Annotated in this window: 16 protein-coding genes; 2 read left to right on the forward strand and 14 right to left on the reverse strand. The window is 36.2% G+C overall.

Going from position 1 to position 21336, the window contains the following annotated elements; all coding sequences use genetic code 11:
• Positions 1 to 586: 586 nt before the first annotated feature.
• The 3 genes from HW423_RS09210 to rlmH form a co-directional block, all read right to left on the reverse strand.
• Complete coding sequence (locus tag HW423_RS09210) at positions 587 to 1744, reverse strand: hypothetical protein (RefSeq protein WP_218931622.1); 1158 nt, start codon at positions 1742 to 1744, stop codon at positions 587 to 589.
• A gap of 353 nt (positions 1745 to 2097) precedes the next feature.
• Positions 2098 to 3351: a PDDEXK-like family protein gene (locus HW423_RS09215; RefSeq protein ID WP_235956440.1), complete on the reverse strand. Its 1254-nt coding sequence runs from the start codon at positions 3349 to 3351 to the stop codon at positions 2098 to 2100.
• Positions 3352 to 3483: 132 nt separating this feature from the next.
• Positions 3484 to 3963: a 23S rRNA (pseudouridine(1915)-N(3))-methyltransferase RlmH gene (rlmH, locus tag HW423_RS09220; RefSeq protein WP_218931623.1), complete on the reverse strand. Its 480-nt coding sequence runs from the start codon at positions 3961 to 3963 to the stop codon at positions 3484 to 3486.
• A 94-nt stretch (positions 3964 to 4057) separates the two neighbouring features.
• Between rlmH and HW423_RS09225 the strand changes: the two genes are divergently transcribed.
• Together HW423_RS09225 and HW423_RS09230 are read left to right on the forward strand one after the other, a co-directional pair.
• Positions 4058 to 5434 (forward strand): TrkH family potassium uptake protein, encoded by a 1377-nt coding sequence (locus HW423_RS09225; protein WP_218931624.1) that lies wholly within the window; start codon positions 4058 to 4060, stop codon positions 5432 to 5434.
• Between the two features lie 17 nt (positions 5435 to 5451).
• Positions 5452 to 6117, forward strand: coding sequence for a potassium channel family protein (locus tag HW423_RS09230; protein ID WP_218931625.1), 666 nt, complete (start codon positions 5452 to 5454; stop codon positions 6115 to 6117).
• Between the two features lie 539 nt (positions 6118 to 6656).
• Here HW423_RS09230 and HW423_RS09235 read toward each other — a convergent pair.
• The 11 genes from HW423_RS09235 to HW423_RS09285 all read right to left on the reverse strand — a co-directional run bounded on the left by HW423_RS09235 (position 6657) and on the right by HW423_RS09285 (position 21235).
• Entirely contained in the window at positions 6657 to 7880 is a 1224-nt protein-coding gene (locus HW423_RS09235; RefSeq protein ID WP_328803161.1) for a S1C family serine protease, read from the reverse strand.
• Positions 7881 to 8192: 312 nt separating this feature from the next.
• Positions 8193 to 9056: an MBL fold metallo-hydrolase gene (locus HW423_RS09240; RefSeq protein WP_218931627.1), complete on the reverse strand. Its 864-nt coding sequence runs from the start codon at positions 9054 to 9056 to the stop codon at positions 8193 to 8195.
• Between the two features lie 132 nt (positions 9057 to 9188).
• Entirely contained in the window at positions 9189 to 11096 is a 1908-nt protein-coding gene (locus HW423_RS09245) for a DUF2207 domain-containing protein (RefSeq protein ID WP_218931628.1), read from the reverse strand.
• A gap of 330 nt (positions 11097 to 11426) precedes the next feature.
• Positions 11427 to 12260, reverse strand: coding sequence for a two-component system regulatory protein YycI (gene yycI / locus HW423_RS09250; protein WP_218931629.1), 834 nt, complete (start codon positions 12258 to 12260; stop codon positions 11427 to 11429).
• Positions 12260 to 13669 carry a two-component system activity regulator YycH gene (gene yycH, locus HW423_RS09255; RefSeq protein ID WP_218931630.1) on the reverse strand — a complete coding sequence of 470 codons (1410 nt, stop codon included), beginning with the start codon at positions 13667 to 13669 and terminating at the stop codon, positions 12260 to 12262. The genes yycI and yycH overlap by 1 nt, the downstream gene beginning before the upstream one ends.
• A gap of 3 nt (positions 13670 to 13672) precedes the next feature.
• Positions 13673 to 15526, reverse strand: a complete 1854-nt coding sequence (gene walK / locus HW423_RS09260; protein WP_218931631.1) for a cell wall metabolism sensor histidine kinase WalK — start codon at positions 15524 to 15526, stop codon at positions 13673 to 13675.
• Between the two features lie 256 nt (positions 15527 to 15782).
• Positions 15783 to 16487 (reverse strand): response regulator YycF, encoded by a 705-nt coding sequence (gene yycF, locus HW423_RS09265; protein WP_218931632.1) that lies wholly within the window; start codon positions 16485 to 16487, stop codon positions 15783 to 15785.
• 235 nt (positions 16488 to 16722) lie between these two features.
• Positions 16723 to 18099 carry a L,D-transpeptidase family protein gene (locus tag HW423_RS09270; protein ID WP_218931633.1) on the reverse strand — a complete coding sequence of 459 codons (1377 nt, stop codon included), beginning with the start codon at positions 18097 to 18099 and terminating at the stop codon, positions 16723 to 16725.
• A 100-nt stretch (positions 18100 to 18199) separates the two neighbouring features.
• Entirely contained in the window at positions 18200 to 19045 is an 846-nt protein-coding gene (locus HW423_RS09275) for a Cof-type HAD-IIB family hydrolase (RefSeq protein WP_218931634.1), read from the reverse strand.
• Positions 19046 to 19717, reverse strand: a complete 672-nt coding sequence (locus HW423_RS09280) for an O-methyltransferase (protein WP_218931635.1) — start codon at positions 19715 to 19717, stop codon at positions 19046 to 19048.
• Positions 19718 to 19825: 108 nt separating this feature from the next.
• Positions 19826 to 21235, reverse strand: a complete 1410-nt coding sequence (locus HW423_RS09285) for a hemolysin family protein (RefSeq protein ID WP_218931636.1) — start codon at positions 21233 to 21235, stop codon at positions 19826 to 19828.
• Positions 21236 to 21336 lie beyond the last annotated feature (101 nt).

Below are 21336 nucleotides of genomic sequence, written 5' to 3' on the forward strand. Positions count from 1 at the left end.
AAAGAGCCAAAAAAGTCCCTTTTGTCAGAGATATCTCTAACAAAAGGGACGAAGAGTCGTGTTACCACCCTAATTTCTATTATCTTCACAAATAATAGCTCAATCAGTATCAATAAATACTGCACACTGTATCGGGTGTTCCCGTCTAAGAAGCGTTAACCTCTTAAACTGCTCCAAGCTCATCTTCACTCACGATTAAACCGCCCTTTTTCACCGAACCAGGCTCTCTGTACTTGTTAAGTCGTTTCGCTACTCTTCTCTTCATCACAGTCGCTTATTAATCTATTGCTTTATATATTATGCTTCTTCATTAAAATTGTCAACCCTTTTATTATATAAAAATTATAAATTGCAAACAACTCTCATTTAAAAACATAATATCTATTAAGTCTCCATATGAATGACAAAAGATAATAACGTTTTTAATAGTTAACATAGGTAAATTATTTAAATAATCTATAATAAAACAACCTTCCCATATCAATGATCATCAATACTAGACGGTTGTTGCTTAAATATTCTTTGCTTCTTCTTATATCTTTATTATTATCTTTTAAACATGTTGACAGTTCTTTATCAGTAAGATTTACCAAGAGCTAAAAATTAAAGACTCGATTAATTGTTTAAGTTGTTCAAACTGAAATAAGAAATCTTTCCAAAAGGTATAAAAATCAGCACCAGTCTCAAGTTCAATAATTTTCATCAAAAGATTATCTGTATCAACTCTATCTTCAAGATTTGTAATACTATACCCTCTAATATTATAATGCGCTACATTATTTCTTATATTACCTTTCGAGAGTAACTTATAAATTTTATTATTTAATACCTCACTAATTTTTATTCCTGTTATATCTTGAAGCGATTCATTCTCTTTCACTATAATGTCCAGACTCTTTATTGCTTCTAAGTATGTAATTATCATGAATCTTATATATAAATCCGCTCTATTTTCTAAAACATCTGGTAAAATTACAGAAACAAAGTTCATTTGGCACAAATTACTATGAAGGAATATTTGAACTTCTGATGGTAACATATCATTAAAAATATCTTTTCTAGTAGAATCTATTAGAAAAGAGTCTTCCGTAGAAAATCTTCTACTATCGATATTTATTTTACTTTCTTTATCAATTATAAGACCCCAAGCGTTTACAAATCCTTCAACCGAACTTTTTAATACAACAGTTAAGCTACTCGATATATTTCTTATTGTGTCATTATAATATTGTCTACCTTCTTTATATTTTACTTTACTAGTATTCTCAAATAAATAAGCTAAATATATATAACCTTGCATATTATTAAAATAATCAATTCCGTCGTAACTAAAAGTACCATAGTCTTTTTGCCCTATAATTTCTATCACTTCTTGCTGTAAGCAATTATAATCAGATGTTAAAAACTCAATATTATTAGACTGTATTTCTCGCATCATTCTTAACTTCTTCGTATATCTTTTGTCATTATAAAGCTTATGCCCAACTCTAATTTTTACTACAAACTTTTTAAACTTATCATTTTCTAGCGATAAATTATTTTCTGAATAGTCAACGTCGTCTGGAAAAAACTTAATCATTCCATCAACTATAAAAGCTAAAAATGGAATTATAGAATTTGATAGAAGACCTAGCAATTGCTTATCAGTGTTTACTAGTTTAATTATTATTTCATACATTTGAATTGCTTCTCTAACTAATTGTCTCAAAGAAATCACTTCTAGTGGACTTAATTTTATTTCCAATCTTTCACCTCATTTATATCCCAAAAATTATTCACAGTTTCAAATTACTTCTTACACATATTCAGCATCATTTATTTTATTACCTAAAAGACCCCCGGTAGAAACTACCTTTAATCAGCAAACAAAAGTCTCCCCTCAGTTCAATAATTATTCAAAAAGCTATCACTACTTATGATACGCATGTCCGTACCATCGATAGGTAATAAATTCTATTAGCTATTTTAATACGATTAAAAAAGAATCTCTAGCAAATCATTGTTGATTAGATAAATTGGTCTTTGAGACATATCGCACTCAGTCCGACTATACTCTATAAAATAGAAAGCGTAACAAGATTATGGAAACTTTTGGCTTTAATCAGACAATAGGCTATCATTACTTAACTCAATATATTTTGAAATCAATCCATCACAATAGTTATTAATTTCTACCATCTGTTTTCTTAAACTATCCGTTATCTCATTAACAATAACTTCTCTATCTTCTTCCCCCAGCCTTACTACAATATTCTCAACAAAATTTTGATTTACTTTCCTAATTTTCCAGTTACCAATTGTCCACCATTCCCAATTTGATTTTTTTCTTCGATTATCAAAATGACTAAGAGTTGTTTCTAGAACCAATCGTTTTTCTGGATCAATTTTACCAGTAAAAGCTATTTTTATTTTCCCTGATGATTTAGCATCTTTATTCAATATTTCAAAAGCGTAAGCATTATGATTTCCCCAACCTCCGGGAAAATCACTCGATAACTTTGGAAACACTTTGTTCATTTCCATCGTTTCGAAACGTATGAGAGTTTTAGTTGAGTGATTTGGTTTCGAAATTAATAAGCCTTCCTTCTCTAAATTAATTACGGCTTCACTATATAATTCACTCATCACACTCAAATTGTCTGGTTTATATTCAAAAATTAAATCCAGCGCTTCTTGATGTTGACTATAAATTCTACTACAAATTTTTTGTAACCTCTCATCCACTAAGACATCTCTCCTTAAAGCATTTATATAATCAATGACTAAAAAGTTAATTTTTGTATTTAAGCCATAGATTTTCATTAAACGTTCTAAAATATTTATGACATCACTATACGAAATGGGGTACCAATTATCGTTGGTTGCTTCCTCGCGTTCAGGAGTCAAAAAAACAAAAATCTTTGTGTAATCTTTAAAATGGTTTTCTACATAATGTTGGTATTTATTTAATTGGTGTGAGGATTCACTTGCACCAATTTTATTTTCAATAGCCATAACCACCTTTTTATTTTCTGTTACTAATAAAAGATCTATGTTTTGATGTTCTCTATAAATCATCAAGTCATTGTAGTCATTCAAAACTAATTCAAAGTAATCAAAGTCACCATTTAAATTTGCATTATCTTCAAAGACTGTTTTAAGTAAAGCTTTGAAAAACTTATCCTGCCATTTATGACTTTCATGGGGAGAAAGTAAGTAGGCTAAAAAATTACTGTGCCTGATTTCCGTTCTTGATAACTTAAGTATTTGAAATATATTAGTGTCATCTAGCCATTCTGATAACTTATCTTCAATCTCTTCCATATCGTTGAGTAAATTTAAAAGTGCTTTTTCTTTAGCAAGTTCTTTCAATATAGATTCTCCTAATCTATTATGTCTATGTTTACGTTAAATATAAATAATATCTGGAATAGTTCTTTTTAAACTAATTATACCTAAATATCATTACTCATCTTAAATTACATTATTTTCAGGATGAATCATCTATTTATGATAACTATGTCCCTTCATTATCCGAAACGCTCGGTAGATTTGCTCTACCAACACTAATCGCATTAACTGATGAGGTAATGTTATTCGGCCGAAGCTGATGGATAAGTCTGCCGATTGTTTTAATGATTTGTGTAAGCCTAGTGATCCTCCGATAATAAAGGTTACTTTACTCTGCCCGTAAGTGGCGTAATCGTCTAATTGGCTAGCTAGTTCTTCTGATGAGATAAGTTTTCCTTCAATCGCTAAGACAATGACTTTACGACTTGGGTCTAATTTAGCTTTGATACGTTCTGCTTCTTTGGCTAAGACAGCTTCTTCTTCGACGCTACTCATATTTTCCTTAGTTGGTTCGTCGGCGAGTTCGATAACTTTTACATTGGCGTAAGCATCGAGTCTTTTTAAGTATTCTGCGATACCCATTTTTAAATATTTTTCTTTTAATTTTCCTACAACAATCACTTCGATATTCATTTCCTCACTCCTTTGTCTGAATTATCATAGCATTTATCAGATATATTTTGTATGATATTTACATTGAATTAATTATCGAAAGGAGCGATTAGGTTTGGCCATTACGATTGGGAACCGAAAAATTTCGACTTCTCTTCAATTAACATTAAGTTTTGTGCTTGTGGCTTTTATCGGAAGTTTGATTTTATCTCTTCCTATCTTTCACCAGCCTTCAACCGATGTAGGTTACTTCGACCACTTATTAACAGCGATTTCGCTTGTTTGTGTATCGGGCATGGCAGCTTTACCCATTGCTGAGACGTATAATTTAGCGGGGCAAGTGGTTGCTCTATTACTCATCCAGGTCGGTGGGCTTGGTGTGATTACGATCTTAAACGTTGGGATTTTCTATCTTAACCGACGACTGTCATTGCAAGATCAGTATTTACTTCAACAATCTTTAAGTCGGGATACGAACCGTAACTTGATGGATTTTCTATTATTAATTTATAAATTTACGCTTTCTGCTGAGTTTATTGGAGCTTTAATTATTATGTATGATTTTGTACCTCGTTTTGGCTTTGCTAGAGGGGCTTTTAATGCTTTATTCTTATCCATCTCTTCTTTTAGTAATTCTGGTTTTCATAATTTATACACAGATAGTTTAGAAGGCTTTTACAACAATCCATTGATTCTATTAACTGTTTCGTTTTTAGTGATTTCTGGTGGGATTGGTTTTTCTGTTTGGTTTGAATTATCTGAACGTGTCGGCAAGTATATTAAAAGTCGTCCACGGTCATTGAAGCTCGCTTTTCAACATTTATCCGTTCATACTCGTATTGTCTTGGTCTTTTCAGGTGCGATTATCGCTTTAGGGACAGTCTTGTTTCTAGCTGCTGAATGGTCGAATCCTAATTCGATTGGGAATATGTCTCCGGGCTTGAAGCTCTTGAACGCATTCTTTAATACTACAAATACGCGTACGGCTGGCTATACTTCGGTGAATTACTATGAGTTAAATCCTTTTACAAAATTAAGTTCTATGGTGCAGACAATTATTGGTGGTGCACCGGGTGGGACAGCTGGCGGGATTAAGGTCACTTCGTTTGCGATTTTGGTCTTATTATTTAAATCTGAGGTTCAAAGTTATGACCATGTCGTGGCTTTTAAACGAATTATTCCATCACGTTTAGTGAAGCAAGCAGTGATTATTGTTTTATTCTTTGTCATTTTATTATTTGTTGGGTATGGGGCGATTTTATTAACTCATCCTCATCTTGATTCTTTAGATATTTTATTCGAGACAGCAAATGCCCTAGGTTCAGCCGGAATTTCTTTTAATACGATTGATTATTTAAATCCTTTTGGGGTATCTATCATGGTTGTTCTGATGATTGCCGGGCGTGTTGGGCCTATTACCTTACTATTAGGTATTTTACAAAGACGTAATCGAGAAATACATTATGCAGAGACGAATATTTTCCTTGGTTAATATGAGAGGGGTTCAAAATGAATAAAAAAATAGTAGGTGTGCTTGGTTTAGGTATTTTCGGCGTGCGCGTCGCAACTGAGTTAAGTGAGTATGGGTGTGAAGTCATCGCCATTGATACTGACGCGGCTAAAGTTCAAAAGATATCAGAACAAGTGACAAATGCGACGATTGGTGACTTTACAGACATTGAATTACTTCGAAATGTCGGGATTAATAACTGTGACGTTGTAGTGATCGCAACGGGGAGTCACTTAGAAAGTGCGGTTCTTGCAGTGATGCATTGTAAGAAATTAGGAGTTCCTCAGATCGTTGCGAAGGCTCGTAGTTTGATGTTTGAAGATGTCTTGTATGAAGTGGGTGTGAGTGCGGTTGTGGCACCGGAACGTGATTCTGGTCACCGATTAGCATCGAAAATATTACGAAATAAAATTGATGAAGTCTTGCGTTTGGATGATGATACATCGATTATAGAATTTGAAATTCCTGAAGCTTGGATTGGTAAGCTAGTGACAAATCTAGACTTACGCCGTAAATACGAGATTAACTTGATTGGACAACGTTCTGAGCGTGGAGAGAATTTAACTGGCATTAATATCGCTGAGCCTTTGCAAGAAGATGTTATCTTGGTTGGGATTGCGAATACACATACGTTTGAAAAATTTGATTATCTTAATCAACTGTAAATATAGTTTGGGCTCACTTCATACTTTGTGAAGTGAGTTTTTTGTTTTTTATAAAAGTTATCCACAATTCATGGACGGTATTAATTTGAATTTCGTGCATTTATTTCGGTTTTTATGTAAAATATGGTCATTTTTGTGACTTATCCACTAAGGGGTTGTGCATAAGTCTGTGCATAAGTCATTTTTCTGTTGATTACCCCATAATTATCATCTGTTTATTATTTTTTCACATTTATAGATGTAATTTCAATTCATTTTGTGTACTTATCCACACTTTTCAACAGTTATACACAATTATCGGGGTGTTTTCTGTTGATAACTTGTTTATTTGTTGATAACTTAGCTTTGCATGTTTATACACATAGATTTTATTCACAAGTAGAATCCTTTAACTTCGTTTTTACAAAACAAAGAAACGGTCTAGCATGACGCTAAACCGTTTCTTTGTTTCACTGACGCTTAGGAAAAGTGTTCTTGAGAAGAAAAATTGAAATAATGGGTAGATTTATTCAATTTATTTCACTTAACGTTGTGAGTTTTTATTGTACTGGTTGAGAGTTTGTAGTGGGTGATGCTTCTAATGTCACATCAATTTGTTGCTCTTCCCCACCACGGATAATTGTTAGGGTAATTGTGTCGCCAACTTGGTATTCATAGAGTAATTGACGTAATACTTGGCCATCAGAAACTGGCTCGTCATTGATTGCGGTAATGACATCGAATTGTTCAATACCTGCTGCTTCGGCTGATGAGTTTGCTGCTACATCAATAACAACAGCTCCGTCAGTCATGTCTTCAGCTAAACCTAAATCTTGAACACGTGTTTCAAGGGCAAAGTAGTTCAAGTTAACAGTTGTTGTTCCGAGTACTGGACGGATGACTTCACCATTGGCTTCAAGTTGCTCGATGATTTGAGTCACATCGTTACTTGGAATAGCAAAGCCCATTCCTTCGACGGTCGATGTAGCAATTTTACTTGAGTTAATTCCGATCAGTTGACCACTTGAATTAACTAAAGCCCCACCAGAGTTACCTGGGTTAATCGCTGCATCCGTTTGTAGTAAAGTCATTTCCCAGTCCTCTGCCCCATCACCATCTGTATCGATTGGTAATGAACGGTTAAGTCCTGAGACAATCCCTTGTGTTACTGTTGAGGCGAATGTTGCTGAGTCTAAAGGTGATCCGATAGCAATTGCTATGCTACCAACTTGGATTTCATCAGAGTTCGCAAATTCAATCACATCAGTAACACTTTCAGATGAGATTTGTAAAACTGCTAAGTCACTTAGCGCATCTGACCCTACTTCGGTTGCTTCAATTTGAGTTCCGTCATTTAAAGTGACTTCTAAAGAGTCATGCCCATCAATAACGTGGTTATTTGTAACAACGTAGGCTTTCTCTCCATCAACTTTATAAATAACACCACTACCTGTACCCACTAGAATTGGTTCTTGTTGGATATCTTCCAGTTGTAATCCTTGCCCTTCAACATAGCCTCTTTGGCCAAATGGACTTGTTTGAACTGATTGGTAGTTTCCGACTGATACGACAGCTTCCTGTGTATCTTGCACTGTTTGAGTAATTGTTGATTCGAATTCAATTAAGTCTTCTTGCGAATATGCGGTTGGTTGATCGTCACTCAATAAGCCGAATCCTAGGACACTGACTAATGATAATACAAGGACAGTTCCCGTAATTCCGCCGAACACACTACGCCAAAAGCTTGATGATTGAGTTTCGGTTTGATGGTTTTTCTTTTTCACTAGCATCTTCCTTTCTAATTTTTATTACATACTATATCTTAACAACCATTTATGAATCATTTATGAAAAATTATCAATAAAATCTGGATTATAATCTTAAGCTGTCTTAATCTTTATGACATCGCGTTAATGTAAAATTGCTGTGCCACTTTTCAGGTGTATCTTAAGCCAAATGGGTGATTGGTTTGGCTTGAGAAGAGGCAACATAAGACAAATCACAATTCATTAGGCGTGAGCCAGCTCACACCACATTTTCAATACAAAAACCCGTCTTTATTAGCTTTGGCTGACTCAGACGGGTTGCTTATACGTTTATAGGCGTTTTAAGGGGGTTGCTTCGCCGGGATCGGTCATGTGTAATAAGAAATCTTCGTTCACTGCAAAGTTGTTGTAACGTAAGATATCTTTCATTGAAGCCATCGCAAAATCTTTTGTATTGTTGTCACGGCTTAAGTGACCTAGGTAAATATCGGTCGTGTTGTTACCGATTAAGTCTTTCATCGCTAAGGCACCGTCTTCGTTACTTAAATGACCTTTGTCGCTTAAGATTCTTTGTTTAACAGACCAAGGATATTTTCCGTAGCGTAGCAGTTCAATCTCATGGTTACTCTCGATTAAGTAAGCCGAAAGATTTTTTAGTTGGCTGCGTAAGCGGTCGCTGACGTAACCTGTATCTGTTAGCATAGCGAAATGTTTTTTGCCTTTTTGAAAAGCATAAAATTGTGGTTGAATCGCATCGTGGCTGACACCATAGCTTAACACATCAATATCACCAATCGATACAAGTGTATCTGGTTCGATATATTGACGGTTCTCGGGTGCGATTTTTCCGATCATATTTTCCATGGCGCTCCATGTCTTAGCATTGGCATAGATTGGAATATTGTATTTACGCGATAGGACGCCAACACCGTGAATATGATCTTTGTGCTCATGCGTCACGAGAATCGCATCAATATCGCTCACCTGACGGTCGATTTGAGCAAATAGGGCTTCGATTCGCTTGCCGCTGAGTCCGGCATCAATCATAATTCGGTGATTCATCGATTCGACATAAGTACAGTTCCCACTACTTCCACTGGCTAAAATGGAGTATTGCAATGTATCAAATGCGTCTTGATCACTTTTCTTTTCTTCTTTACCTGGTGTCGATCCAGGTATAATTATTTCAGTCATTTAATCACTCTTTACTTTCATTTTAACGTACTAGATAGCTTATCATTACAACTCGAGATTGGCAATGCTTATTGCTTACAAAAAAACATCTATCAAGCAAAATGTGCCTGATAGATGTTTGGCTAGTTTGGTCTAGAAACCACCGGTTCCCCCACCACCACCTGATCCTCCAGATGACCCACTAGAGAAGCCACCACCAAAACCTCCCGTATTCGATCCAGAGTAATTGCTTTGTGCTGGAGCGCTACTTGTCACGGATTGGCTAATCGATGGTCTGACAACTTGGTTAATCCAGTAAGGGTTACTGTAGATAACCATTGGCATTGCCATTTGGCTCAATTCTTCCATACCATATTCTTTATTCATGGCTTCAATCACTTTATCTGCCACATCTAAGGAAATCGCATAAACTAAAAACTCTTCCCAGAGAGGCAGTGAAGCAACTTCACGCATGTTGAAATTCCCTACATCATCCAACATATTCGCAAAGCCTTTCCACTCTTTAATCATCTTATCTTGTTCGTAAGTTCGAATAGGTCGAAGTGTCGTCAATAATAAGATGACAATGGCTAAGATCAAATTCATTGCGAAGGCTAGTAAAATCGGCATAATATGTTCTTCTAGTGGTGAATCTAAAGTTAAAAATAGTAAAACAAATAACATAATCACACTTGCGATAACAGCTAGAACAGCGTAACCAACGGAATTATTATATTCTTTGGGTTGATTTTTAACTTGTTCACCTTTGACTTCAACGTAATTAGCAAACTGTGTCCATTTACGGTATTTTTGCTTTTTAGTATTACGATTACTTTGAATATCTTCTTCAATTTGACTGAGTGTTGTCGGTTCATTGTTTGGAAGTAAGTATTCATAAACATAGCGTTCATGTTTTTGTAAATCAAACAAGTCAGCTTCTTCTTCAGCCGGCGATACACGAATGGTTGACGCGCTTTTGCGTTTTAAAAGACCGCGTTTTTCTCGACTGACTTCTTCTACTTTGATATATCCTTTACGGGCTAAATCAATAATTGTTGCCGAGAAATCATCTGCAATTGGCTTATCACGTAAAACCGCTGTTGCCATAATCGCTGGCGTTAACTCTTCTGGTAAAGAATAGACATGTTCAGGGACATGCGCTGGCTTTGGATTCAGTTTACGGTGATTACGGAAGTAATACACCCAAGCAAAGATAGTCACGAGTGGGAAGCCAATTAAAGCTAAGATGACCCATAACCAACGGCGTTGTTGTGAACTTTCATGCGCCTCTCTATCTGCTTCGACAGTTGCTTCAGATCGCTCAATAATCTCATCTTTCATATTTGCTTGAACGACATTTTGATTATTTGGTGTTAATGCAGTTGGGAAGATTGCATTGACTTCCACGAATTGATTTGGTGCATTGTCTGGCACTGTGATATCGATGTAACTTTGATTGCCTTCAGTGACCGGCTGAATTTCTCCGTTATAAGGTCCATAACCCCACGCTCGGAAATCATCTGGGTTTGAGACACTTCTTGGTAAGTAAATTCTTGCATCGACCGCAAAGTCATCATCCTTATTTTCCGGAACGATCTTGCGATTAATTTCGGCAGTGTCATTGTAGTTAGTAATTAATTCTTCTAGTGTGTATTCGAATACAAAACGCACCGTCTCGTCCTCTGCTGGATTAAATACTTGCAGTCTAAAAATCTGACCATTATCGGATACTTTAAACGTTCCAGGTGCTTCGTTAAAACTTTCATTGAGGTAATTAATATCGCCGGCTTCTTCATCTAAAATCCCAACACGATATTCAGTTAGATTGTAACCCCCATAATCGATATTGTGGTAAGCGCCATTCATATAATCGACATCAAATGTGTAGATTTCTTTAAAAGACACATCCCCATCCGACGAAATTTGTCCTGTAATATCTGCTTCTGTTATATCAAAACTAATATCTTGGGCACTCACAGTTGAAATTGTCATCAGCGACACAAGAATAAAGAGCGAGAGTAACAAGTTCAACATATTTCGGCTCAAACGATTTAAATTCATTTGGCTCACCTAACTTTCCATTCATTATAATAGTATTTTACCATGTATAGGATGCATTCGCACACTAAAGCATGAATTACTTTTGAAAAACTCCTTTTTGAAAATGTGTTACGAGTAATTATTTAAAAAGTTTGTCACCTCAAGACAAACCGATCAGCCATTTGGCCTGAGTTACGTCTACTCAAGACAAACCGAACTCCCATTTGGCCTGAGTTGCGTCTACTCAAGACAAACCAATCAACCATTTGGCCTGAGTTGCATTTTAAATCGCGACCCCAAAAAAATCCCCCCAAAAAACCGCTCCACCACAATAGTGGCGAGCGGTTCTTCCTAATTAAATTGATTCCGGTTAATTGTGTTTCCTCGAATACCATCGACTAATAAAGTAAAGCGGCCATTCGGATTGTCATACACGATTTGCCAAGCAGGTGAATAGACGTTTAAGCCGTCTAATTGCGTCTGGCGGTAATAAACTAATATCGAATAATGAATTATCGAGCCGTCTGGGATTAAAGTTTCCACACGACGATCAATAATTTCTAAAGCTTCACGTTCGGATAAGATGGTCCGGTCTCGGTCAAGCTCTGTAATATTGCTTTGGAAAGTTTGCGTATAACCAGTCATCATAAAGTTGTCATCCAAATTAATTCGGATTTCCGCTGTACCATCCACAATCGGACGCCCGTCAAAGGCAGTCATTCGAGCATAGATGACTTGTTCGGAATTGACGTACCAAATATTTCGGTAAACATCGCCAGAGATAAATAAGGCTGGGTTTTCCAATATTTCTTGAAGGGCTTGGCGCTGTTCAGTCGAAAAACCCGTTGTTTCAGCTGTTAAGCCGAGTCCTAAATCCATCGGTTCTGATAAAGTCCCTGTCAGCATGCCTTCTTGATTCACAGATACATCTTCTATTTCAAGTTGTGAAATATTTTCAGCAAGATGATTATTTGTCTCTGAAACGACGAAGGGGAGTTGATATTTTTCAGTCGACAATTCATCAAAAGTAACGCCACGATTTGATAGATTTTCTTCAATGGTTAGCTCAATCTCTTCAGTTGGTAAACTGGCTACTTCAGCTCGATTAAACAACATGAATAGTAAGTAAATATCGAATACTAGAAAGAAAAACACTAATACGATTTGAATGCGTTTAAAGTCCACTAGTCAGCTCCCCCTTCACCAAGTACTTGAGTATTCCAAATATCCACAAAGTCGTCGCTTTGAATTTCTTCTAAAGTATAGTGCTCACCGTTTAATTGGAAGAACCAAGTCGGAATGAGCTCTGCTTTTCTAAACATTTCCATATCTTCTTGCCATTCATAAGCCATAAAGATATCTTCAAAGCCATTCACTGTATAACCTCGTTCTTGAAGCACTGCTAAAATTTCTTCATGATTCATCAATTCATACTCTTGTGAAGCCGTGTCGATATGCGTATAAAAAGTTAACATCGGTTGGTGGTATCGGAAGATATCCCCACTCAAATCGCCACGCATCTGAACGGAGTTCGCTCCATAATCAGGCATGTTTGAGCTTGTTAAGATGGGTAATTCATTGTAGTAACGTCTAAAAGTAATGAAGTTATTCTCTTCATGGAATAGACGAATATCGCCTTCCCAGTACTCAAATTGCTGCACCATACTAAAGGCATTACGGAATTTCTCAACGGTCGTTCTTGGCTCACCCGGATCTGCCCGGCTGATTGTTAAGTCAAACTGCTGAGTCGTTCGGTTCACATCAAGTGTGTTAATATAGTTTTGATAACGGAATACCTCGTCTCCATCACTATTTGCTACTTCAGTCGTATTAAAGCCAGTATTATCAAACAAATCACTGACATGAAGATTTTCTGGCAATACATCCAGGGTAAAAAGTTGCGACTGTAAGTTTACATTATTGACTGGCAGGTAAATTGGCTTATCTGCGCCTTGATAACGAATCACTTCAAGCAAATCTGAGTTCTCTAAAGTAATAGCATTACGCAATTCATCTTTTCTTAAATTCGATGATAATTCTGCTTCAATCACACGTTCTGTCTCAGAATCAATTAAGTAAACTCCACGCTCTTCTTGCGAAGACAGTGGAATAATAATTCGATCAATTAAAATATCTGTCGGTATCTCGTCTCCAATGGATAATACTCGCGTATATGCTCCTAAGGGAATACGCGTCGGTAATTCCAACTGCAGATGATCAACATCTAATAAATTATTAAGTAACTGCGGATCTTCCATATATGACACATTATCAACTGAGATGGGTCTACTTTCAATTAAAGAACGCAATGTATTGATAGTTGCTTCATCACGAATGAAGTAAGACTGTTGGCCTAATCGAATAATATACTCATCTGAAGAGACAACATCTTGAAAACTTAATCGCGTGGGTGAATAGTAATTAGCAGTTGATTGAATGGTTTCAGTCGCTATCTCTTCCTCTGTTGGAGCTGTTTCATTACCTATAATACTTTCAAATGTGTTGATATCATAAAGAATAAAGTATGAGAATAAGAAACTAATCGCAACTAATATAACGAGCACGACTGTGATCCCCGTATTTTGTTTTCTCATCAATTAACCCCACTCCCCATCTAGCTCGGTGAATTCGGTATAAGGTAATTCAAAGTTAAAGGTTGAGCCTTCACCTTCAACACTATCTACCCAAATTGAACCGCCATGTAATTCGATAACCTCTTTAGAAATCGCAAGGCCGAGTCCACTACCACCTTGTTCACGAGACCGCGCCTTATCAACGCGGTAGAAACGATCAAATAATTTCTCAGCGTCTTGCTTAGAAATTCCTAACCCTTCATCGGTGATACGTACAATGACACTGCGGTGGTTATCTTCAATTTTAACTGTAATGGTTCCCCCATCGGGTGAATATTTTACGGCATTATTTAAGATATTATCAATCACCTGAGTCATTCGGTCCTGGTCAATATCGACATAGATATCCCGCGTTGTAAATTCACGCACAAAATTATAATTCCCTGCATTTGAATCCGATTCTAAAGTGAAAACTAACCGGTCTAAAATATGATTAATAATCCGTTTCAAATCAACGTAGTCGGTCTGAAGTGTAATTTGACCCCCATCCATCTTAGATAAATCCAGTAAGTTTGCGATCATACGTATCATACGATTACTTTCTGATTGAATGACTTCTAAAAATTGCGGCGCAATCTTCTCGTCACGCCAAGCACCATCAGATAGCGCTTCACTATAACTTTTAATACTGGTTAAAGGTGTACGCAATTCGTGCGACACATTTGATACGAAATCGCGTTGTTCTTGTTCGGTCTTCTCTTGTTCTGTGACGTCTGTTAGCACACACACAACTCCAGTAACAAAGCCGGTTTCTCGACGAATAATCGAGAATTCACCTTTTAAAATCGAATCTACACCTTTATCACTGTGATTAATCATAACTTCAGTATCTTTTTGTAATAATTCTTTTAAAGCGATCTTTGATTCGATATTCAATAGACGTAAAATCGAATGACCAATCGCTTGTTCTTGGCGAATATTTAACAACTGGAGTGCTCGATCATTTACTAAAAGGACGCGTCCTCGCTGATCGGTCCCGATAACACCATCAGTCATATGACGAAGAATTCCGTCTAAGCGTTGTCTCTCTGACTCGGTTGATTCTTGGGCATCTTTTACTTTGACGGCCAGCTCATTAATGGTTATCGTTAACTCGCCTAATTCATCATAACCGTACACTTCAGCAGGATAATTATAGACCCCTTCCGAAATACGTAAGGCTTGTTGACGCATATTCTCAATTGGACGGGTTAAACCTTGACTTAAGACAAAGGAAATCAGTAAAGCAACGCCTACGGCTAAAATCGAAGACTGAAGAAACAGGTCGATAATATTATTATTCTGACTATAAATTTGCTCCATATTAGCTTCAATAACTAACACTCCAAGTAACGTCGTTTGCGTTGTCCCAAAGATAGGTTTAATTAATTTGTAAATCGGTGCATCTGTTTCTGGGTCTGAGTATTCACTGCGTAATTCAGTTTGATAAAGTAAGACATTACGCGCATCGGCATCCGTAGTTTGGTTCCCAATCGAACTTTGATCTAAGCCCTGATTCGTCGCAATAATCGTTTGCGCATTATTAATTACTTCAAGGCGCGCTGGCGCTGTTGAGCTAAAAGTTTCTAAAGTTTGACGCAATTGGTTGAGCACACTTTGTGACTCTTGATCTGAATTGGATAATATCGGTGTGATATTATTCGCTAAAAAGTCCGCTTGCGTATTAATTTGTACTTTAAAATTATCTACCGTTTGTGTCTCTAACTGGTCAATAAAGATGACTCCGATAAATTGGAAAGTGATCACTAAGATAAATACAAATAGTAAGGGTATTTTAAAGTATATCGATTGGAAAAAGCGAAAGGGTCTTTGCTTCATCGTCGTATCTGCTCCAATCTTTCTAAAATTTTAAGTTCTGAACACAATAATAACATGTTGGTGTCTCCTTAATTCAAACATTTTAATTCTAAAAACATATAGATTCAGTTTATTGATTTTTAACTATAATTACAAGCTAGAATCTCATTTAATTTACTTTGAATCATAAGCATTGTGTTGTTATTATGTATACAAGAAGTGCCTGCTAAGCGAAGGAATCCTTCTGCAAATAGCAGGCACTTTATCTTGTATTTAATTATTCTTGTTCTGGATTTTTTAAAAAGTATCCAACACCACGACGGGTAATAATATACGTTGGGTGACTTGGTTGATCTTCGATTTTCTCACGTAATCGTCTAATTGTTACGTCCACTGTTCGGACATCCCCAAAATAATCATAACCCCATACTGTTTCTAGTAAATGTTCACGAGTCATGACTTGTCCAATATGTTTCGCTAAGTAGTGAAGTAATTCAAACTCACGGTGAGTCAGTTCTATTTCTCTACCTAATTTCGATGCAATGTATGCATCTTGGTGAACAATTAATTCGCCTACTTTGATTTCATTGGCATTATTTTCATCTTCATCAACTTCTTTTAATGCGTTACGACGTAGGTTCGCTTTTACACGAGCCATTAGTTCGCGGTTAGAGAATGGTTTCGTTACATAGTCGTCAGCACCTAATTCCAGACCGAGTACTTTATCTATCTCAGAATCTTTTGCCGTTAACATAATAATCGGCACAGCACTTTCTTTTCTAATTTCTCGACACACTTCCAAGCCATCTTTTTTAGGTAACATTAAATCTAAAATAACGAGGTCAGGTTTTGTTTCTTTAAATTTTTCGATCGCATCTTCGCCATCAAAACATGTGACAATTTCATAACCTTCGTTTGATAGATTGAATGTAATAATATCCGAGATTGGCTTCTCATCGTCGACAACAAGTATCTTCTTCATATAGTTTTCTTCCTCCTTACATAAAGGATTAATATTTAGGTTAGTCAAATATTAATTAAATATATATCGTAATAATTATACAGTTTTATGAAATATAGTCAAAATTGTCACAATAAATTAAGATTTTCTTAATTATTTATGACTAAACAAGAAAAGCAAAGTAGTCGAATATTTCATTCCCCTACTTTGCATATTAACCTAATTTATTAAAAATGTCATTTTAAAGCCCTTAAGATTAATGGATAAGGACTGGCATACCTTCGTATGCATGAGCAAAAACCTCTGCCATAACATCAGGTGGTGTATTAATACATCCAAGTGATCCTGATACTTGATAAGTGTTTCCGCCAAAATTACTTTGCCATCCAGCATCATGGATACCTTGGCCTGTATCGTCAAAAGGTAACCAGTAATTTACTGGTTGGACGTAATCACGCTCTGTACGAGGGTTGTATCCTTTTAATTCAGCGTCTTCTTCTTTATCCCAGATTGAGTAAGCACCTGGTACAGTATCGGTTCCGATTTGTCCGGTTACGATAGGTGTTTCAACTACGATTTGTCCATCAACATAAACCCACATTGTCTGGTGGTCAACACTGACTTCAACGTAGCTATCCCCAATATCATTGCCTCCAGTATTGTAACCTGTCCCCACTATATTTGGTTGACGTGATACATTCTCACCAGCTTGTAAATCAGCTAAAATGTTTTGCGTTTCTGATTCACGGTCAATGGACCAACCTAATGTTCCGGGTTCAACCGTTACTTCACCTTCTGAAGTACTTTGGAATTGACGTGGTTTGTTATAAGTTGCGTATTCATCGTTTAATGTTCCAAGATATTCGTAAATTAATTCTTGGTCATAAACAATCTCGTTATTTGAATCAAAGTAAATCCACTCTTCAATTGTTTCTTGAGGAATTGTGACATTGTTTCCAGCAATTTCAAGGTTAATTTCAGTGTTTTTAGCTGTTTCAATTTGTTCCATGATTGAATCGATTTTTTCGTCGTGACTTGATAGTTCGGGTTCTAAGTAAGCTGAATTAATTTCGATTGATTCTTCACCATTTTGAATACCGTTCATAATTAATTTTTTGACTTTATCAATATCTAATTGATTTCCTTCTTCCGCTTCAGTAACGTAGTAACCTTGCGCTTCAGTATATTCAATGGCTGCATCTTGAGCCGCTGTACGCTCTTCATTACTTAAACCTAGATTCGCTAATTGTTTGTTTAACTTTTGCTCGTCAAAATTCATTGTTTCCATTAAGCCACCATCATGGTTTTCAGATTGGAAGTAACCTGTAATCCACTCGTTTGGGTTTTGGCTATTGTAAGTTTCTGTTAAAACTTCACCCGTTTGTAATTCTGGTTCCAATTCACCTAATTGAATCGAACCAACTTCTTGGCCGTTCTCAGTAATTTGGAAAGTTTTGCTGTAGATATCCTCTTGAATTTTTTCTTCCGCTTCAGGGAGTGTTAAGTTACTAATATCAACACTTCCAAAAGTTGTATTTGCTTGGAATTTCTCAGCATAATATCCGATACCTGCACTATATGCCACAATTATGATGACTAGTGCTGATACCACAGAGATAATTAGTTTTTTCATTTGTTCACCTCAAAAAATTTAATATTCGTTCTTTTAAATAATAAGTCCTCATTCAAATACATATTTTAGCCTGTAAATGTGAATAAAGTATAAATATTACTTAACTATTGTGTGGCGGTTGTGTGACAAATTTTCTAATCGCGTGTGCGACTCCATTCTCATTATTCGTTAAAGTCAGCTCATCAGCCACTCTTTTTACTTCTGGATGGCCATTTTCCATTGCGACTCCTAAACCAGCCATTTTAACCATTTCGTAATCATTTAATTCATCCCCTATGGTCATAATGTTTTCAGCTTTAATATCTAATAGTTGGATTAAAGCATTTAGACCATTAGCTTTATTCGCTAATTTAGGAATAAATTCAATTGCAACGGGTAAAGAGCGGACAATATGAACTTGATCATATAATTCATTAGGAATTTTTTCTAAATAGTTATCGATAAATTCAACTCCACCGAAGACAACGATTTTATAGAGTGTCTCTAAGTTTAGAACTTCTTCAAATTTTGCTAATGTAATATCAGTACTTAACGTTTTAGCATCTTGTACAACCGTTGGATTCGCTGTCTCATCATCAATTAAATACAGCTTGTCTGGATCAAAGGCAACCATTTGAACTTCTTCACTTCGATACTCTTTAAAGACATCATAAATTGCTTGACGGTCTCCTTCAGTTAAGATTGTTTCATGAACAATATTTAAGTCAGGTAACTGATGGATAACTGCCCCATTTTGTAAGATTAAATATTCATCGCCATGCCCTTGTGGCAGTTGTTTAGACAAATATTGAATACTCGGTAGCGTACGTCCTGTACAAATAACGACTTGAACATCTTGTTCAATCGCTTCTTTAATCGCGTCTACATTTTCTTGCGACAAAGATTTGTCATCTCTTAGTAAAGTCCCATCTAAATCAATTGCTACGAGTTGAATATCACGTGTCATTTATGCCGCTTCCTTTCTGACCATTAAAAGGCCATCGCCAAGTGGAACGAGTGTTGAACGGTTTGATTTATCATTTAATACAGTATCAAACAATTCATTTAATTTACGATGAATTTTTCTAACGCGTTTTGGGATTTCTGCTTCATCATCTAATACGGTACCACCTTGAAATACATCGTCAATAATTAATACGCCACCCTGACGAAGTAGACGCATACATTCAGGATAAAATTCGATATATTTCGCTTTGGCACTATCCATAAAGATTAAATCATATGACCCTTCTAAGTTCGGTAAGACATCCGCTGCGTCCCCTTCAATTAAAGTAATGCGATCTTCTAGACCCAATTTTTTAAAGTTTTCTTTGGCACGTTCATACATTTTTTCATAGCGGTCAATGGTCGTTAAATGCCCATCTGCTTGTAAATGCTGTGCCATTAAACTGGCTGAGAAGCCGATGGCTGTTCCGATTTCGAGAATTTGACTTGGTTGCATGGTTGCAGTAAAGAAATCAAGAAACTTAGCTGTTTCGTGCGGTACAATCGGAATGCCTAATTCATTTGCGTAAGCTTCAATCTCTCCAAGTCCTCCCTCAAAGTCAAGTTGGCCTTCACGCATAAAGTCAACAACTTTTTGCATCACGATTGGGCGGTGCATCATTTCGTTTAACATGTTATTACTCCTCTATTCAATATTCTCCAGAAAAAAACGAACTTTGGCGCTTGATCAGTCCTAGCTGGCCGACTCAAAGAGTACCGAAAGTTCGTTAGACATACTTGATTATTGATCACTCTCTACAGAGTCTAAGTCCAATAATTCTTCTAATGTTATATCACTCGCATCTGCAGTGACATCATGGTATAAGTTATAATCACTCGAAATTTTGTGATCGTCATCATATTCCACGTGAATTCCACGAATTCGACCGTTATCAATATGACTTGTTGTAATCACATAATCACTTGCTCTTAGAACAATTCGCTCGTCATCGTCTGGCACATAGCCTAGATGATAAATAATCAGACCAGCAATTGTATCTACTTCATCATTCTCTAATTCAACATCAAAATACTGATTAAATTTATCAATTGGTAAAATACCATTCACGTAATAATTGTTATCATCGATTTTACGTATGTCTCCTGCTGTTGAGATATCTGTCTCATCTTCGATATCCCCTACAATCTCTTCTAACACGTCTTCTAATGTAACGATTCCTTCAACCCCACCATACTCATCTCGTAGTATAGCTAAGTGAGTTTCTTCACGTCGAAATTCGACTAATAAATCATCAACAAAGACTGTGGATGGTACAAATAGTGGCTCACTTGATATATCAAGAATATCAATATTATCAAAACCAACTGATCGTGCGTGTTTCAATAAATTCTTCATATGAACAACACCCACAACATTATCTTTTTCACCTTCATAGATAGGAATTCGTGAGTAAGGTGTAGCTAGCAACGCTTCAATATTCTCATCGTAGTCATCTTCAATATCAACCATGATTGTATCCGTACGTGGCACCATGATTTCTCTAGCCATCTTATCATCTAAAGATAGGACACCTTGAAGCATTGAAAATTCGGCTAAATCAATAGAACCTTCTTTTCGACTTTCAGCCATTAACACTTTCATCTCATCACGAGTGAATTTTTCATCTTTCTCTGAGAAATCAAGAGGTGTTAGTCGCTGTAATAATCCAGTTGAAGCTGATAATAGTGCAATAAAGGGACGGAAAATTTTCTGAATCGTTCCAATAATACCACTTGTACCCATGGCGATTTTTTCTGGCATTTGTAATGCCACTTGTTTTGGAAACAATTCACCGAACACTAAAGTAATATATGACAAAATTAACGTAACGACAACAATCGCAACTGTTGCTGCTCCAGGAAATGTCGGTAGCAAAGCTGAGAATCTGTCAGCAAATGAAGTCGCTGCAGAGGCACTGGATAAGAATCCCGCTAAAGTGATCGCAACTTGAATAGTTGCTAAGAAATCATCAGAATTATCTAATAATTCTAAAACCCTTTGAGCTTTCTTATTACCTTCTTCTGCTAATGCTTTCATTTTTGACTGGTTGACTGATACGAAGGCAATTTCACTTGCTGCGAAAAACGCGTTAATTGCCGTCAAGACTATAATTACTATGCCTTGTGTCCACAAGGACCCCGAGGAACCCATTATTTTCTCTCCTTTTAATAATTCAATTTTTTTCTTTACTTATAAATATAAGAAAAAAACGGACAAATTGCAAGAAATAAAAGATGAATTTATCCTGTCTT

Source organism: Ruoffia halotolerans (genome assembly GCF_014049385.1).
GTDB classification, from domain to species: domain Bacteria; phylum Bacillota; class Bacilli; order Lactobacillales; family Aerococcaceae; genus Ruoffia; species Ruoffia halotolerans.

Bases quoted from the DNA above. Each gene is read 5' to 3' on its own strand.
- rlmH (WP_218931623.1), bottom strand. From the start codon at position 3,963: ATGAATATCGAAGTGATTGTTGTAGGAAAATTAAAAGAAAAATATTTA.
- HW423_RS09275 (WP_218931634.1), bottom strand. From the start codon at position 19,045: ATGACACGTGATATTCAACTCGTAGCAATTGATTTAGATGGGACTTTA.
- HW423_RS09230 (WP_218931625.1), top strand. From the start codon at position 5,452: ATGAATAAAAAAATAGTAGGTGTGCTTGGTTTAGGTATTTTCGGCGTG.
- walK (WP_218931631.1), bottom strand. From the start codon at position 15,526: ATGAAGCAAAGACCCTTTCGCTTTTTCCAATCGATATACTTTAAAATA.
- HW423_RS09240 (WP_218931627.1), bottom strand. From the start codon at position 9,056: ATGACTGAAATAATTATACCTGGATCGACACCAGGTAAAGAAGAAAAG.
- HW423_RS09280 (WP_218931635.1), bottom strand. From the start codon at position 19,717: ATGTTAAACGAAATGATGCACCGCCCAATCGTGATGCAAAAAGTTGTT.
- HW423_RS09245 (WP_218931628.1), bottom strand. From the start codon at position 11,096: ATGAATTTAAATCGTTTGAGCCGAAATATGTTGAACTTGTTACTCTCG.
- yycF (WP_218931632.1), bottom strand. From the start codon at position 16,487: ATGAAGAAGATACTTGTTGTCGACGATGAGAAGCCAATCTCGGATATT.
- yycH (WP_218931630.1), bottom strand. From the start codon at position 13,669: ATGAGAAAACAAAATACGGGGATCACAGTCGTGCTCGTTATATTAGTT.
- HW423_RS09270 (WP_218931633.1), bottom strand. From the start codon at position 18,099: ATGAAAAAACTAATTATCTCTGTGGTATCAGCACTAGTCATCATAATT.
- HW423_RS09285 (WP_218931636.1), bottom strand. From the start codon at position 21,235: ATGGGTTCCTCGGGGTCCTTGTGGACACAAGGCATAGTAATTATAGTC.